Origin of the sequence: Geobacillus sp. BK01, assembly GCF_052220245.1 — a bacterium.
Lineage (GTDB): Bacteria > Bacillota > Bacilli > Bacillales > Anoxybacillaceae > Geobacillus.
In genome coordinates, this window is the sequence record NZ_JBQPTH010000007.1 from 1 (window position 1) to 15,782 (window position 15,782).

Below are 15,782 nucleotides of genomic sequence, written 5' to 3' on the forward strand. Positions count from 1 at the left end.
AAAAAGGAATTAAAAAAATTTTACTGATGAGTTTTAATAAGCTTATAAATTAGAGAAGTCTTGAATTGTTTTCAACAACTAGTCAATATTTTAGAGTTGCAAGAAGAAGGGGAAAGAAAATGAGTCAAATTATTGATACTTTAGGCGAATTAGCTGCTAAGCAAAAATTGGTCCCATTTATGGGTGCTGGCTGTTCTGCTTCTATGCTACCAGATTGGGATTCTCTAGTCAGCGAGATGGCCGAGCAGTTAGGACTAACGTCTATTACGAATCATTTTGAAATTGCTCAAAAATATGTGGATACGTTCGGAAGGGATAAATTTTGTGAGTTTTTGAAGAGTAAATTAGAAATTTCGGAATTTGATGATGAAAAAGGATATGTCCATTTAACAATAATGAATATGGGTGTTCCCGTTATTTACACTACAAACCAAGATAATGTGATGGAAAAAGCGTTTGAGAAGTATGGAAGGAAATACAGGACTATCATTCATTTAAAGGATTTTGCTGAAGCGAAATTGTCAGAACAGCTTTATATTAAGTTTCATGGGGATCTTAACTATCCTGAATCTATCGTATTCACACAAGAGGATTATCAAAAAAGAATGAGTGATCCGGAAAATGCATTTAACATCCGTTTACGAGCGGATCTATTAGCAAAAAATTTGTTATTTGTAGGCTATAGTTTTCGTGATATCAATATTCAACAAATGTTTGCTGAACTACAGAAAGCATTTTATGGAGAATTACCAACATCCTATATGATTGCATATAGATATAGTAATGAACTCCAATCATTGTGTGATCAATACGGAATTACATTGATAGATCCCATGAAGGAATGCCCTGAAGCTAAAAATCATATAGAAGCCTTCGAAACCTTTTTAAAATGTATGTTAGAAGAAACAAGGAGCAAAAAATTTGAAGATGGAATGGAAGAGTTTTTTACACCAATATCTTCAACACCTGTAAAAGTGGTAAGTAAGCAAGAAATAGATCTTTTAGAACAAACTATAAAAAAGAAACCTTTTTCTATAGGCATTAAATTATTTCGGGAAATTTGCGATTTATCAGATATTCCTTTAGATTATGAAAAGCGAATTGTCGAAGCTTTTACTGAACTAGCTAAGAAAGTGAAGACCGATGAAGATACCGATTCTTTGAATGCAGCAATCTTTAACTTAAAATTAAAGAATCCATTGAATAAACTTAGGATTTTGGCTGCACTTATGGCAACTGCTAATGTAAGAAGCCCAAAAAGTAAGTACGGTGGTGACCATTTCTTTGTTGGGATGCAAGGTGTTAGTAAAAGTACTTACATTGTTGTTGCAGCAAAAGCAATTGAATACGTCTATAGTTGGGGATGGAAACCAACACCTCCTCTTTCTTGGAATGTTAATCACTGGATTGAAAAAGGAGCAGATTTTAAGGCTTTACCAAAACAAATACAACAATACGTAATGTACTGGGTAGATAAAATGAGAAGAGATTGCAAAACAGTCGCAGAACATCCGATTAAAAGGCAACAAAGACTTCGAGATTATTCTTTAATTGACCCCTCAGTTAGTCTTACAGAAGATGAAACTAAATTACTGAGCGAGTTAATTAACCAAGAACTTTAACGTTTGTCTTTATAGAATATAGAAGAAGGGTCATTACGGCCACAGAAATAGTATTGTTCAATAATAAAATAAGGCGCAATTGTGGAACACAATCACACCTTTTAAACAGCTATTTAAAACACCGTCCAGCTTTAATTAAACGAGCGTTAAATACGCTATCCGTTACAGATGATTTATAAAAATATTTAGCTGAAAAAGAAACAAATCTATAAAATTTTGCAAAATAGTTGTTGACTTTTCATCATAATCTGATAAAATACAAAACAAATGAATAACTTAATATACGACAAGGGAAAACCCCAAGCTTTACAGCGCTACCTATGCGTATATACACGCATAAGAAGTAGCGGTGTTTGGCTTGGGGTTTTTTGTATTTTAAGCTCAATTATTTTTATACGGAGGTAATAGATCATGAGCAAGACAAATATTTCAGCTAAATCTACTTTAATTGAGGCTTTTAATGAATATGAAAAAAGCCAGTTTTGGTCAAAAAACACTAGACGTACCTACCGTAAAAATGTAATTTACATGTCAGAATATATGTTAAACCAAGGGTTAAATCCAGTGCTTGAGAATATCGATTATGAATTTGTGAAGATATGGGAAAATGATCAACGAAAACAAGGCTATAGTCCGAGAACGATAAAACAACATCAGGCAACGATGCAATCTATGTTTACGCATTATAACCGGCTCGGAGTTATTAACGGAAATCCATTCGCAGCATTAAAAATCACAGATTCTAATAAACAAAAACATCATTCGAGAGCATTAAATATTACCGAATTATACCAAGTTTACAAAGCTGCGTTTGAGTTGCAAGAAAGTGGTGTTAATGTATTAGTTCCAACCCTAATAGATATGTTTACTGCTCTCAGAGTCACATCGCTCGAAAAACTAACAGTTCGTTCAGTTTCTACTACTATGAACGGGCTAGTTTATGAGTTTGATCCAAAAAAAGATCGAGTAAAAGAAGACAAACTTCTTGACCAATATCTAGAGGAAGGGGATAAACACACTGATAATTCACCAAACAGCAAAAACAAAGATTTCTTTATTCCATTACCACCTAAGCTCATGAAATTACTCACCCAATATACAGAACACATGGAACCAAATGATGCATTGTTATACGGTTTGAGAGGGAAACCGCTCATTAACAAGCAAATGAATTATATAATCGATAAAGTATGTGAACATTTGGGATGGGTGAAAGTAGAATATGAACAACCAGAGAATAATGAAAATCATAACAATGCAAAAGAGAAGGGAAGAAGAAACAAAATAATCCGTAAAACAGAGAAGTATTTCACACCGCACGGACTACGATACACTCTTTCTACCTTGTTTCATGAAATGGGGGTCTCAGATGATGCTATACGCTTTTTGCTTGGACACTCTAAATATGAGCTTGGCGCTCTGCAGCATTATATTTTAAGTGATGCAAAGTATATTAAAGAAATTCGAGCGGCCCAAGTAATAATCGAAACTCTTTTTGAAACTGCTATGGAACTTGAATCTAATTATAATATCACGCTAGATTTAGAAGAAATTTTTGATGAAATTCCTAAAGTTTATTCGAATCAATTGAAAAACAAAAATTACATCAATCTGTTTAAAGAACATCTCGTAAAGTATGCATTTGCGGCATTACATCAAAAAATACTTAAAGAATCAGGGAATAATCATTCTGATTATTTTACATTTAAAGCACCAGAACTTTATAATCAGATTGCTATGGCGCAGCAAGGGTATTTTCCACATGCTCCAATGCCTTATCAGCAAACTCATGGAATGCACTCAATGTCATACGATCTCACGCATCCAGTGCCTTTGTATCCGCCAACTCATATTCACATGAAATAACTACCCGGCTAGGGTAGTTATTTCCGTACTAAGCAGGTTTTAAAATATGTTAAATGTTTCAATCGCTTTTTTCTTTTGCTCAAAGTCAACATGAGTGTATACTTGCGTCGTGACTAAACTTTCATGGCCGAGTAGTTCTTGTACGGTACGCAAATCAACATTTTCTTTATTTTCTTGTATCAACAAGGTAGCAAACGTATGCCGCAAATGATGGAGTGAGAACCGTTGAGGTGGCAGACCAGCTTTTTGTAAGATTTCTTTAAATATCTTATGTAAACCACGCGGATTCAGTTTTTTACCGTTTTTATTTAAAAATACCGGTTGGGAAGGATGGAGCTGATATTCTTCTAAACTTCCCATATAGCTCTTAATTAAAGGGACAACCATGGGATGAAGGGGGAGTAAGCGCTCTTTTTTTCCTTTCCCATATATGCGTATCGTGTTGTTCGATAAATCAATTTGTTCCCAAGTTAGTTCAACAATTTCAGATCTTCGCATACCCGTAGTGGCTAACAGTTTAAATAGAAGATGGTTTCGCATCGCCATTCGGCTATTGTCTTGCTCCAAAAAATGGAACAGCTTTCGTAGTTCAGACAAAGACATATAAGTCGGTAATTTGCTATCCGTTTTAGGAGTATCAATTCCGATCATAAAATCGCTGTCGATTAGATTTTCTTTGACACAGTATTTACTGAACGATTTCAAGCAAGAAATTCTCCGATAGACCGTTCTAGGTTTGACGTTTTCTTTTGTAATCTGATGCTGGATGAAGCGACGAACATGCGTTTTTGTAATGTCATGAAGTTGTACAGAATAACCGTGTTGAATTAAGAAGTTCTCGAAACATCTCAAATCATAAGCATAACCATCAACGGTGTTAAGTGAATAGTTTTTTTCAATTTGCAAGTACAACACAAATTCATCAATGGCTTGTCGAAACAACATAAAAAACACCTCCAGTTGATAATCAACGACCGATGATAATCGATAAAAAAATAATGATAACTCGTTTAAAAAATGATAATTCGTAGACACAAAAAATTATGAGGAACTTAGGTTAACAAGTTCCGGATAATTGATTTTATGGGTACTTGAGGGAAGAAACCCTCAAATTTCGGGGAAATTGATAAGTTTACATAATATAAATTATAGGAAGTTATATTCGGTTTTGTCTCAATAACAAGTAATCTTTTGATAGTGAGACGAAAACAAAAAAACAACGCCATCCGGCATGAATGAACGGTTTTGCAGCATACGCATGATAGCGGGCATATTGGGCTCGTGAACTACCCACCACCCGGAAATCTGTTAAAGGAGTGCGCGATGATGAGGGCTCGTCCATATTTGTTGACAAGAAGTGTCGTGCCGGAAAATCAAGAGTCGCCGATTTGGTTTTTGCGCCGTTCATGGCTTGTGCCGGAGCAGTATGTGTTTCGCCGCAATCATTTTCCGTATCCGTCTCGCCTTCCTGATCGCGTGCGGGTGCAAATCAAATAAAAACGTGCAGTGTTCCCGAGTGTCTCAAGAAAACACTGCACGTTAGCCGCTGCGTGTCGATTGTCGCAGGAAAGGCATGCTCCCATCCTTTCTTTTTTCAACTTTCAACGTTATGCAATATCGGTATGGCGATAGCGGACTCCTTTATACCGAATGCGAACCGGCACGCCTTTTTCTTGTTTATATTTGATAAGGAGCCGTTGGGCTTTTGAAAAGGCTTCCATCATTCCGGACGCCAAGATCGCCTCTTCCCACACGACCGTCTTTCCTTGATCTGTCTGGAAGGAAAAGACATACTGCTTCACCTTTTTCACCCCCTATATAGTTAATTCCATTATAATCGAAGACTGTTTTTCCTAAACACCAAAACTGTTACAATTATGTTAACATTTCTGTGCCGCGTTGCTGTGACAAAGCCGTTTTTTAACCGCTGCACGGAATGCAGTCCCCCCCGTCCCCGTTCAATCGTGTGAAAACCGGCATCATCGTTCGATGCCGGTTTGTTGGTTGTATTGCTTGACAGCTGCCGGATAGTCGGCTTGAATGGCATCTTTATCCCGGCCGAGCCGCGCGCTTAAAAACTCAAGCACAGCGGCATCGTGAGCAAGCCCTGCGGCAAACTGCCGCTTCAGCCAGCGTTCGCCCGTGGCTTCATCGGGGAATGTACGAGCTTCTCCCCCGTCGGCATACCATGTCCATCCTCGTTCCGTCTGACGGCTTAACCACCATTGGCCATGATGATTCGTCCAAAACACGCCTTCCGCCTCTTCCCGCTTGTTCAGTTGGTTTTGTTCCGCATCGCCATAAACGGGTGCAAGCGGGAACGTTTCGATGACAAACAGCGGGAAGGTCGTGTCATCCACAAAGCAGCCCGATGCCTTCGGGTGGCCGCCGCCGCCAAACTGCTTAGCGAACTCAGCAACATTGACGTCATCGTGAATGGTACGAAAGCCGATATGCTTTGTCCCCATATTGACCATAGCGATGAGATCCAGATGCGGGTATCGTTTCGATAAGGCGTTGCCAAGTTCGGAAAGATTCCGCTCGGCAAACACAACGCCAATGCAATAATCACCGAGCCAGCGTTGAACAAGCTGCTTTTGTTTTTGCCGGATGTAGCGTTGAATTTTCTTTTCTTCCGTATCCAAAAGCAGCTCTTCCGTTTCGGTCAAGGCGAACGGTTCACCGGAGGCGAGACGCTCGCTCATCGTCTCCCAAAAGCCGTCGAGCCCCAAAATCGAAAACAAATCATTGAGCCGCTTGGCTTGCACATTTCCGTTTTCTTCCCATTCCCATGTATCGTATTGACGGACGAGCTCGACGAACGTTGCTAGCGAGTCGCTTGGCGTCAGTTTCCCTTCCCGGACGAGGTAGTCATAAAAAAGAGAAGTCGCACACGTTTTTTTGCCGTCACCATCGGCCGGCACAACCCACCCCCACGGGTAGTCATTGAAATGAAGTGCCGTCACGTGGTGATCGACGACTTGCACATGACCGCCGCGCTTGGCCCGTTCGGCGAGCTGCTGCTCAACATCCTTGCCGACGGCCAAGTCGGTGATAAACAGCATGGCGTTGTCCGCTTCTTCAGTTTGTAGAAACCGGGCGACCCGTTCATCCAAATTCCGGTAGGAGCAAAACGAAATGTTTACTTCCGTAAACGCCAGTTTGGCGAGCAACCCGCAGCCGATACCGTCTAAATCGCTGTCGGTAAATAATTTGATCATCGTTTCCCATCCTTTTTGTCACAAGCTTTTTTGCAGCCACGTTTTCAAAAGCGGAAGCAGCCGGTCCGTCAGCTCACTGACATGTGGTACGAAGACGCGGAAACGGCCGTAAATGTTTTCGATCGTTCGTCGCGTCGGTTCGTCATCCGCCCCGCGGCCTAAAAAGAGGTTGACGACCTCAATGCCGCGGCGCCGCGCTTCGGCGACCGCTTCATGTGTATCGATGATGCCGTTTTGTTCGTAGCCATATGCGGCCGGTTCGCCATCGGAAAACACGAGCAGCACTTTTTGTGCTTCCGGACGGCGGAGGAGTTGTTCTGTCATCCAACGGATGGCGAATCCGTCACGGTTGTCTTCATGCGGCTCAAGCTGCAGGATCGACGGGCCGCTTGATGGCTCCAATGACTGGCGAAACGATATGGCCATTTGCATATAGTTTGGCTGCCAAGAAGCGGTGGCTTCGTTCGCATCTTCCCAAAATCCAACAATGGCGTGCGGCACCCGCAGCGTTTTCAGCGTCTCGTGGCAAAGAATAAGGCCGGTTTTCGTCTCCTCCATTTTGTCATGCATCGAGGCTGAACAATCAACTAACAGCCCGAACACTGCATCAAACCGCCGCGCTGGCTCGCCTTTTTTGTAAAACAGGCGCGGCCGCTCTTCGGTGAAAAACGGCACTAACTGTTTGCGCAGCCGCCCGGCGGGCAAGTTAGTGCGCCAGGCGCTGCGCTGATGCTCAAGCCATTGCTCCATCACGCGCACGAGCCGCTTCCGGTACGGCGCCACCGCTGCCTGCTTGGTGCGGTACTGCTCGAGATGAGTCGGACTTGGCGGCGAGGTAGGAAGAAGAACGAGACCGGCTTGACGGTTCACCTCGCCATACGGTGCACCGCTTCCGGTGGACGGATGGTCGCCGAAGGAGGCGTGCGCCTCGGGACCATATTCGTTTCGCTTCGTCGGCCGCGACGTTCCTTGGACGATGGCGAGCGCCTGATCTCCGTCCTCACCTGGCCGCGCTCCGTCGCCAAACATGCCGGTGCGCGTGCCGCGCTCCAACTCAAAGCGGAGAAAATTCCCGCCTGTTCGACTCGTTTCCCGATGCCAGGTTGACAGCACTTGCCGGTGCACTTCCCCGCTTGGGGAATCATTCAATGTATCGCGGTTTTCCAACGGATCGGTCCGCTTTAAATCGTGAAGCGTCATCTTCCGTTCTTCATCATGATCAACGATCGGCAGCGACGTGTAGGCGTTTACCATATCCCCTGGCAGCACACGTTCCATCAGCTCTACAACCGCCAACGCCCAGCGGGCCGTTTCCGCCGTCGATGAGGCGTCAAAAAATTGCGGCCATAGCGCTTCAAGGCGCGCTTGTCCGGCTCCATCCGCCATCGGGGCGAGCGGAACATCGTCAAGCGGCGAATCCGCGGTCAGCCGCAAATACATGGCGGCCAAAAATTGATCGGCCAAGGCACCCCGCGTCCGGTTCGCCTGCCATTGCTGGAAAAAATAGCGGCGGTGCAAGCGGCGGCGTGCGCGAAACCAACGTTTCAACCCCGGCCGTTCCCGCTCGCAGACAGCCTCTAGGCGAAGATCTTCAGCGAAGGAAAACAGCTGCTTTAACAGTTTTGGGAGCCGCTGCGCCTCGGCTGTCCGCCGGAAGGCGCGGACGGCAGCCGCATCGGTATGCCGGTATGTGCCGACCATCCGCAAGGCGACGTCGCTTTTCATCGCCCGTTCTTTATCCGGAAGTGGGTACACATCCCACAACTGGCTGACATAAATCGTCTGCTTGGCCAAATGCACGCCGGAGTGGGCGGCAAACTCCACTGTCCAACGGCGGCTGCGGGCAAGCGTTTGGGCGAGATCGGAAAGCTGCATGACCAAAAACGAGTCGATCGGCCGGTCGTTGAACATCATAAACCGTTCCATATGCCGCCTCCTACTCATCAAACCATGTTTCAGCGATGTTGCGCGCCGCAGCCCGTTCCCGCTCATCGTCGAGCTTATCGACAATGCTTCGTTCAATGGCGCGCAACGGCGGCATATAGGCGGCCAAGTCACACGCATCCAACAGGGCGCGCACCGAGGCCGCTTCCTCGGCGACTTGCCCGTTTCGCACTTGCGCGAGCAAGTCGGCTGACAGAGAAACGAAACGGTCGATCAACGTTTCGTCCGTTAATGTAGTTTGCGCCAACAGCACCGATTTTAACGTTGCTCCTTGCACATACGGCACATCGATGACGACAAACCGGTTTTTTAACGCTTCGTTGAGCGGCACGGTGCCGATATAGCCTTCGTTGATCGCTGCGATGACGCCAAATGTCGGCTTCGCCTCGACGACCTCGCCGGTGAGTGGGTTGGTGAGCCGGCGCCGGTAATCGAGGACGCTGTTTAAAATCGGGAGCGTTTCCGGTTTGGCCATGTTGATTTCATCAATGTATAACAAATGGCCTTTTGTCATCGCCTGAATGACCGGGCCGGGAACGTAATCAATCACCGCCTGGCCGCCACGGTGCACGATCGTCTTAAACCCAAGCAGCGCTTCGGCATCGAGGTCGACGGAGCAGTTGATGCTGTGCATCGGCTGCCCAAACAAGGCTGACAATGTTTCCGCAAGCCGCGTCTTTCCGGATCCGGTCGGTCCTTTTAAGAGCACGTTTTTTCCAAGTGCGAGCGCGACTGCCGCATCATGGAGGATGGCCTCGTCTTCGGCCGTATATCCGCCAGACCCGACCAACACCCGATCCGGGTCGCGGTGGAACAGTTCTTTTCGCTTTTTCATTTCTTCGGTTACAACCAATGGCCATGTGATCATGTGATGTCTTCCCTTCTGTCGCCATCTTTCCCTCTCATTCTACTAAATCACCCGCCAGGACGCAAAACAAACGAAGTATACTATAATTATATTATGTAAATAAGATGAAGAAGGAAAAACAGGGCGCTCCTAGCTGTAGTTGTCCTCAATCGCCTTGCGAATGAGCGCCGCGCATCGGTCGAGTTCCGCTTTCAGCTGCCGTTTGTACAGTTTCGCTTTTTCCTGCCCGCCCTCGGCGAACCGGTAATACACCACTTCCTGGTACTTCATTCCCTCTTTTTTCTGTTTCACTTGTTTTAAAATGCCGTCTTCGATTAAATCGTGGAGCGCTTTGTACACTTCTGAATGGTTCGGGCGATAACCGAACGGTTTAAACTCCTGACGCAGCACATCGAGCAGCTTCAGGCCGTACAACCGTTCCTGCTCCGTCAACGTAATCAAATATAATTTTAAAAACGCACGTTGTTTTAACAGAAAACCGCTAGGCGTCCGTTTCTCCCCCATTGCATGCCCTCCTTCCTTTCCATTGGATTTCGCTTTCTAGGCGGCGGATTCCTGCTTGGTTCCGCTTTCTTTCCATTATATCACAAAGGGGAAGGAAATGTCCTTCCCTGCTGCCTGTTAGTAAAACACGATCGTTTTGTTGCCGTGAATAATGACCCGGTCTTCCAAATGCCATTTGAGCGCCCGAGCGAGCACCGTCTTTTCAATCAAGCGGCCGATCCGTTTCAAATCGTCAGGGTGATGGCGGTGATCGACACGGGCGACATCCTGCTCGATGATCGGCCCTTCATCCAAATCATCGGTGACATAGTGGGATGTAGCGCCGATCAGCTTCACTCCGCGCTCATACGCCCGCTCGTACGGCCTGGCGCCGATAAATGCCGGCAAAAATGAGTGGTGGATGTTGATGATCCGCCCCGGGAATTCGGCAACAAACGCCGGCGATAAAATTTGCATGTAGCGGGCGAGCACGATCGTATCGATGCGATATTCATGAAGCAGACGAATTTGTTCCGCCTCGGCATCGGCTTTCGTTTCTTTCGTCACCGGAATGTACACATACGGGATGCCGAGCGGTTCGACCGCATCGCGCAAATCCGGGTGGTTGCTGACAACGAGCGCGATATCGGCGATCAGTTCGCCTGCCTGCCATTGCCAAAGAAGTTCAAGCAAGCAGTGTTCCGCTTTCGAGACGAAAATGGCGATCCGCCGAATATCGTTATGGAGGCGAAGCTGCCAATCCATGCCGAACTCAGCGGCGATCGGGGCAAACGCCGCCTCGATCGCCGCTTTTCGATCGGCAATGTTGGGACAGTCAAACTCCAAGCGGAGGAAAAACGTGCCTCCTTCTGGATCGGTCGAGTATTGGCTGGACTCGACGATATTGGCGCCATGTTCATACAAAAAAGACGTGACCGCGGCGACAATGCCTGGGCGGTCCGGACAGGAAATGAGCAGCCGGGCGCGCTGTTCATACCCTTGCAAGAATGATTGCCAGCGATGTTGGCGAAACGTCGTCATCGATTTTCTCTCCCTTTTCCTGCAGTCGTTTGCCTTCCATCATACAGAAAAATTTTCTTCTTGCCAACAGATTGTGCCTAAATTTTCACTACAGACATTGTAGCAAAGGTTGACGCCAAATAGGAGAATTGTTGATATTCTCCATCACAAAAGGCATCCCCTTGGTGGGGATGCCTCCTGTTGATGGAACAATGATCGGTCAGTCTTTCGTCAAATCGCCGGCCGGGCCGAAAAATTCGTAATGGATGCGTTCTTCTGGCACGCCCCACTCTGTTAAGGCGCGGTAGACCGTTTTCATAAATGGCACCGGGCCGCAGAAGTAGAAGTCAGCGTCTTTCGTCGGAATAACCGTTTGCATCCAGGCAAGATCGATCCGCCCTTCTTTGCTGAAATGCGGATGACGGCGGTCGTCTTCAGACGGCGACTCGTAACAGAGATAGTAGGCAAACGACGGGCGTTCGGCCAACGTCCGCAACTCTTTGTCAAACGCCTGCACGCGGCCGTTTAGGGCAGCTTGAAGAAACGTCACCGGACGATTCGGCTGACGGATGGCCAATGTGTTCGCCATGCTTAAAAGCGGAGTGACCCCAACGCCGCCGCTGATCAGCACAACCGGCGTTTCGTTTGTCAAGTCGAGCGTAAAGTCGCCGGCTGGAGCGCTTAACTCGACGACATCGCCTTCGTGAATGTGGTCATGCAAATAGTTCGACACGATGCCGGCCGGTTTTTCCGCCGTTGCCGCTTCCCGTTTGACGCTGATGCGGTAATACCCTTTGCCGGGGGCGTCGGATAAGCTGTATTGGCGAATGTGCGTATACGTTTGACCAGGGATGTCCAGTTTTACGCTCACATATTGGCCCGGCAAATAGTCGCTGATGGCGCCGCCGTCTTCCGGCTCGAAATAAAACGACGTGATGACGTCGCTTTCCTTCACCTTTTTCGCGACGACAAAGCGGCGGAAATCGCGCCAGCCGCCGTGTTTGGCCGCGGCTTCATCGTAAAGCTCCTTCTCTACTTGAATGAAAACAGCTGCAATGGCTTCATACGCTTCCGCCCAAGCCGCCATCACGTCATCAGTGGCGGCGTCGCCGAGCACGTCCTTGATCGCCATCAGCAAGTGCTTTCCGACAATCGGATATTGTTCCGGTTTAATGCCTAAACTCCGGTGCTTATGGCCGATTTGCCGCACGACCGGCAAAATGGCGTCCAATTGATCGATATAGCGCGCCGCCGCGTACACAGCTGCCGCCAAGGCGCGTTGCTGCCGCCCTTGTTTTTGGTTGGCATGGTTGAAAATATTCAACAATTCCGGATGGTTGGAGAACATCAATTGGTAAAACCGTTTGGTAATTTGTTCGCCGTGCTGCTCCAACACCGGTACGGTCGATTTGACGATCTCAATCGTTTTTGGGTGCAAAGCCGTTGTCGTAGCCATGTGTCATCCCCTCACAAAAACATGTATTTTAAATACATGTTTTATTCAACCATACGCATAGTGAAAAAGCAATATTTCAAATGCATCTTTAACAAATTGTTCACAATTCCCTCCTAGAGACAGGTGTGATACAATGGAAGCAACCATCTCGTCTAAAGGTTGTGGATGACCATGCAGCTGACGAACTATACAGAATATGCGTTGCGTGTGCTGCTGTTTTTAGGAACGCTCGATGAAGGCGAAAAAACAAATATTAAAGAAATTTCCGCTGCGTTTTCCCTCTCTGAGCATCATTTAAGCAAAATCGTCCATGAGCTCGGAAAGCTTGGCTACATCGAGACGATCCGCGGACGCAACGGCGGGATTCGCCTTGCGAAACGACCGGAGGAGATCGTCGTCGGTGCGGTCGTCCGCGAAACCGAGGACAATTTGTCGCTCGTCGAATGTTTTGCCGCTCATGGCAATGAATGCGTCTTGACGCCTGTCTGCCGGCTTCGCTCCGTGCTGCAGGAAGCGCTGGAAGCATTTTTGCGGGTGTTGGACGCCTATACGCTTGCCGATTTGCTTGAAAACCGCGGCCCGCTCCGCCTATTGCTTGGCGGGCGGCACAGCCAATAACGGCTCTCCGGCTTCGGCCGGAGAGTTTTATTTTGCGCCCAAGCAGGCACACTATAAGCAAGCATCGCCGCACGAAGGAACAGATGGGCCCGGTTTGACGTTGGCGGGAGACTATACGCGCCAGCCGTACTTTGCGACGATGGAAGGGACGGTCGTCTCAGGGGAGCGGGCGGCAACGGTCGTCGCCCGCCGTCTCGGTTTATGATTGAAACGAAAGGAGGAGGAAAGGATGCGAAAACGATGGATGCCGCTTGCCGCCATTTGCGCGTTAGCGGTCAGCCTTTGTGTCGGCTGCGGCCAAGACGAGGAGCGGCCGGAAAAACGCAACCAGTCGTCGAACATGGGCGGCGGGATGAACACGTCCGGCACCGGCCGGTAAACCCCTTTGTTTGCCACCGCGGGCATAATATATTAAGATTAGAAAGGTGTGAGAAAAAACTGCAAAACCAAAGGAGGTAACAATGAAACAGCAAGGAAACGCTTTACCCCCTTACTTGCATATGGACAACGGAGAGCTTTGGCTCACCGAAGATGACCGCGACAATTTGAAAATCAGCTACCGGATCAAAGAGGTGATCTTTGCCGAGCCGTCTGAGTACCAGCATGTCATGATTTTGGATTCGTATGATTTTGGCCGCATGCTCGTGCTAGACGGCGTCGTGCAAACGACCTCGATTGACGGCCATATTTATAATGAAATGATCTCGCACGTGCCGCTTCAGTTTCATCCGGAAGCCAAACGGGCGCTGATCATCGGCGGGGGCGACTGCGGGGCAGCCCGGGAGGCAGCCAAGTATGCCCGCCTCGAGGCGATCGAGATGGTGGAAATTGATGAGAAGGTCGTCCGGGCGTGCAAAGAACATTTGCCGGCCGTCTCCGGCAATTTATCCGACCCGCGCGTCCACTTCATTTATGGCGACGGTGTCGCCTTTGTGCGCGGGAAGGAACACGAGTACGATGTCATTATGATCGACTCGTCCGACCCGGTCGGCCCGGCTGAGGCGCTGTTTTCACCAGAGTTTTATGCCAACGTGCACCGGGCGTTAAAAGAGGACGGGTTGATGGTGTGCCAAAGCCAGTCGCCCATTTTCCATTTGGATATTTTAAAGCGGACATACCGCAACATTCGCGAATTGTTCCCGCACGTGCTCGTCTACACGGCGGTTGTGCCGACGTATCCGGGCGGGCTGTGGAGCTTTACGATCGGCTCCAAACGGCCGCTTGAGTTTCCGGCGCAGACGGCGATTCCAAGTGATACGAAATATGTCAATGATGCTGTCTTCCGCCAATGTTTCGCCTTGCCGGAATTTTTGCGTTCAGCGCTCGATATGAAGTAATTTCATCAAAAAAAGCTGCCCTTGCGTTAGGGACAGCTTTTTTTGATTTCCGCCGCATCTTCTCCCGCCCTTTTCCCTGGAGAGGAAATCCTTTTAATGGTTGCTTGGTTCGCTTGGCGGGTGATTGGCCAACACCCGTTTTACCAGCCATGCGAGCGTTAAGTCATCGGCTGGCGGATTGTGCAGACCGGCGCGGACATCCCGATAATAGCGTCCGAGTGGGTTATCAGCGAATAAACTTTGCCCGCCAACGATGCGCATCGCCCAATCGACGACCTCAAGCGCGGTGTTCGTAGCAACAAGCTTGGCGGTTGCCAATTCCTCCTTCATCTCGGACCGTTTGTCGGGATAACGGTCCCACAAGTCGGCGATGGTGTACAGAAAATGGCGGGCGTGAACGAGGCGCCACTCCATCTCGGCGATTTTCCGCTGCACCTCCGGCGTTGAGGCGATCGGCTGCGACAACGTGTTCGGCTGGTACGTTTGGGCAAAGCGGATCGCCTCATGGCGGGCGGCGATGGCGATCCCTAAGTAGCATGCCGGGACATGCAAAAGCCATCCTTGCGCCGGCACTGCACCGGTCGGTTTCTCCAGCATCTCCACCAACGCTTCCGGTTCGATCTCGACACCATCTAAGATGAGATCGTCGCTGCGCGTCGCCCGCATGCCGAGCGTGTTCCATGCGGGCTCGATGCGGACACCCGGGGACGCCATCGGCACAAGGAATTCCCCGACTTGGCCGCTGTCTTCAATTGTGGCCGAAATCAGCACGTAATCCAACGCCGGAGCTAACGACGCAAATGCCTTTCGTCCACGGAGCACCCAGCGGCCATCGCGAAGGACGGCGGACGTTTCCGGCTTGCCGCCGCGCGCGGGGCTGCCGGTCGCCCGCTCGGAATGGGCGCTGTTAATGAGCACATGGTGTTCTGTCACCTCTTTGGCCAAGCGGGTGAGCATCGATTGCGGCCAGCGGCGAAGCAAAAACAGACGCATCAAGATGCTCGCATGCCACCCGAACGACAAGGCGGTAGCACCGCTGCCTTGGGCAAGCACTTCTTGCACCAACACCAACTCATAAAGCGACGCCCCTTGGCCGCCGTATTCAGTTGGAACAGTGAACGAAAGGAAACCCGCTTCCTTTAAATCGGCAAAATCGGCAAAAGGAAACTCCGCCTGTTCGTCATAATTCGCCGCTCGCGCCGCGAACCGCCCGGCGAGGTGCCGCGCCTGTTCGTACAGTTCCCGTTCCCGCTCAGTCCTCACGATCAAATGGTACAATTCGTTCATCAGCTCTCTCCTTCTTTTGTTGTTGAGATGATTTCATTGTACCGGTTTTGATTAGGGGTG

16 protein-coding genes are annotated in these 15,782 nt (G+C 48.4%); 7 read left to right on the forward strand and 9 right to left on the reverse strand.

The window, feature by feature from the left end; genetic code table 11:
- The first annotated feature begins 119 nt into the window (after nucleotides 1-119).
- Complete coding sequence (locus ACTVDO_RS09255) at nucleotides 120-1,622, forward strand: SIR2 family NAD-dependent protein deacylase (protein ID WP_050367253.1); 1,503 nt, start codon at nucleotides 120-122, stop codon at nucleotides 1,620-1,622.
- 411 nt (nucleotides 1,623-2,033) lie between these two features.
- Nucleotides 2,034-3,488 (forward strand): tyrosine-type recombinase/integrase, encoded by a 1,455-nt coding sequence (locus tag ACTVDO_RS09260; RefSeq protein WP_442901390.1) that lies wholly within the window; start codon nucleotides 2,034-2,036, stop codon nucleotides 3,486-3,488.
- A 39-nt stretch (nucleotides 3,489-3,527) separates the two neighbouring features.
- On the opposite strand, the gene ACTVDO_RS09265 is transcribed toward ACTVDO_RS09260, so the two are convergent.
- Complete coding sequence (locus ACTVDO_RS09265) at nucleotides 3,528-4,433, reverse strand: tyrosine-type recombinase/integrase (RefSeq protein WP_033005840.1); 906 nt, start codon at nucleotides 4,431-4,433, stop codon at nucleotides 3,528-3,530.
- Between the two features lie 378 nt (nucleotides 4,434-4,811).
- Between ACTVDO_RS09265 and ACTVDO_RS09270 the strand changes: the two genes are divergently transcribed.
- On the forward strand, nucleotides 4,812-4,985 hold the full coding sequence (locus ACTVDO_RS09270; RefSeq protein WP_442901391.1) for a hypothetical protein: 174 nt from the start codon (nucleotides 4,812-4,814) through the stop codon (nucleotides 4,983-4,985).
- Nucleotides 4,986-5,095: 110 nt separating this feature from the next.
- Here ACTVDO_RS09270 and ACTVDO_RS09275 read toward each other — a convergent pair whose 3' ends face one another.
- The 7 genes from ACTVDO_RS09275 to hmpA all read right to left on the reverse strand — a co-directional run bounded on the left by ACTVDO_RS09275 (nucleotide 5,096) and on the right by hmpA (nucleotide 12,480).
- Nucleotides 5,096-5,290, reverse strand: coding sequence for a hypothetical protein (locus tag ACTVDO_RS09275; protein ID WP_020959854.1), 195 nt, complete (start codon nucleotides 5,288-5,290; stop codon nucleotides 5,096-5,098).
- A 177-nt stretch (nucleotides 5,291-5,467) separates the two neighbouring features.
- The gene (locus ACTVDO_RS09280) at nucleotides 5,468-6,709 is read right to left on the reverse strand and encodes a DHH family phosphoesterase (protein ID WP_442901392.1); all 1,242 of its coding nucleotides are present in this window, start codon (nucleotides 6,707-6,709) and stop codon (nucleotides 5,468-5,470) included.
- 18 nt (nucleotides 6,710-6,727) lie between these two features.
- Nucleotides 6,728-8,635 carry a hypothetical protein gene (locus tag ACTVDO_RS09285; RefSeq protein ID WP_442901393.1) on the reverse strand — a complete coding sequence of 636 codons (1,908 nt, stop codon included), beginning with the start codon at nucleotides 8,633-8,635 and terminating at the stop codon, nucleotides 6,728-6,730.
- A gap of 10 nt (nucleotides 8,636-8,645) precedes the next feature.
- The gene (locus ACTVDO_RS09290; protein WP_020959857.1) at nucleotides 8,646-9,521 is read right to left on the reverse strand and encodes an ATP-binding protein; all 876 of its coding nucleotides are present in this window, start codon (nucleotides 9,519-9,521) and stop codon (nucleotides 8,646-8,648) included.
- Nucleotides 9,522-9,650: 129 nt separating this feature from the next.
- Nucleotides 9,651-10,025, reverse strand: coding sequence for a helix-turn-helix transcriptional regulator (locus ACTVDO_RS09295; RefSeq protein ID WP_020959858.1), 375 nt, complete (start codon nucleotides 10,023-10,025; stop codon nucleotides 9,651-9,653).
- A 117-nt stretch (nucleotides 10,026-10,142) separates the two neighbouring features.
- A complete protein-coding gene (gene purU, locus ACTVDO_RS09300; protein ID WP_020959859.1) occupies nucleotides 10,143-11,045 on the reverse strand; it encodes a formyltetrahydrofolate deformylase in 903 nt (300 codons plus the stop codon).
- A 199-nt stretch (nucleotides 11,046-11,244) separates the two neighbouring features.
- The gene (gene hmpA, locus ACTVDO_RS09305; RefSeq protein ID WP_442901394.1) at nucleotides 11,245-12,480 is read right to left on the reverse strand and encodes an NO-inducible flavohemoprotein; all 1,236 of its coding nucleotides are present in this window, start codon (nucleotides 12,478-12,480) and stop codon (nucleotides 11,245-11,247) included.
- A gap of 171 nt (nucleotides 12,481-12,651) precedes the next feature.
- Between hmpA and nsrR the strand changes: the two genes are divergently transcribed.
- From nsrR to speE, 4 genes are all read left to right on the forward strand, one after another.
- Entirely contained in the window at nucleotides 12,652-13,098 is a 447-nt protein-coding gene (nsrR, locus tag ACTVDO_RS09310; RefSeq protein WP_020959861.1) for a nitric oxide-sensing transcriptional repressor NsrR, read from the forward strand.
- The gene (locus ACTVDO_RS09315; protein ID WP_023817615.1) at nucleotides 13,076-13,303 is read left to right on the forward strand and encodes an FAD-dependent oxidoreductase; all 228 of its coding nucleotides are present in this window, start codon (nucleotides 13,076-13,078) and stop codon (nucleotides 13,301-13,303) included. Before nsrR ends, ACTVDO_RS09315 begins: the two co-directional genes overlap by 23 nt.
- Before the next feature lie 24 nt (nucleotides 13,304-13,327).
- A complete protein-coding gene (locus tag ACTVDO_RS09320; protein WP_442901395.1) occupies nucleotides 13,328-13,477 on the forward strand; it encodes a hypothetical protein in 150 nt (49 codons plus the stop codon).
- Nucleotides 13,478-13,559: 82 nt separating this feature from the next.
- On the forward strand, nucleotides 13,560-14,435 hold the full coding sequence (speE, locus tag ACTVDO_RS09325) for a polyamine aminopropyltransferase (RefSeq protein WP_442901396.1): 876 nt from the start codon (nucleotides 13,560-13,562) through the stop codon (nucleotides 14,433-14,435).
- A gap of 93 nt (nucleotides 14,436-14,528) precedes the next feature.
- Here speE and ACTVDO_RS09330 read toward each other — a convergent pair whose 3' ends face one another.
- Nucleotides 14,529-15,722, reverse strand: coding sequence for an acyl-CoA dehydrogenase family protein (locus ACTVDO_RS09330; protein WP_442901397.1), 1,194 nt, complete (start codon nucleotides 15,720-15,722; stop codon nucleotides 14,529-14,531).
- Nucleotides 15,723-15,782 lie beyond the last annotated feature (60 nt).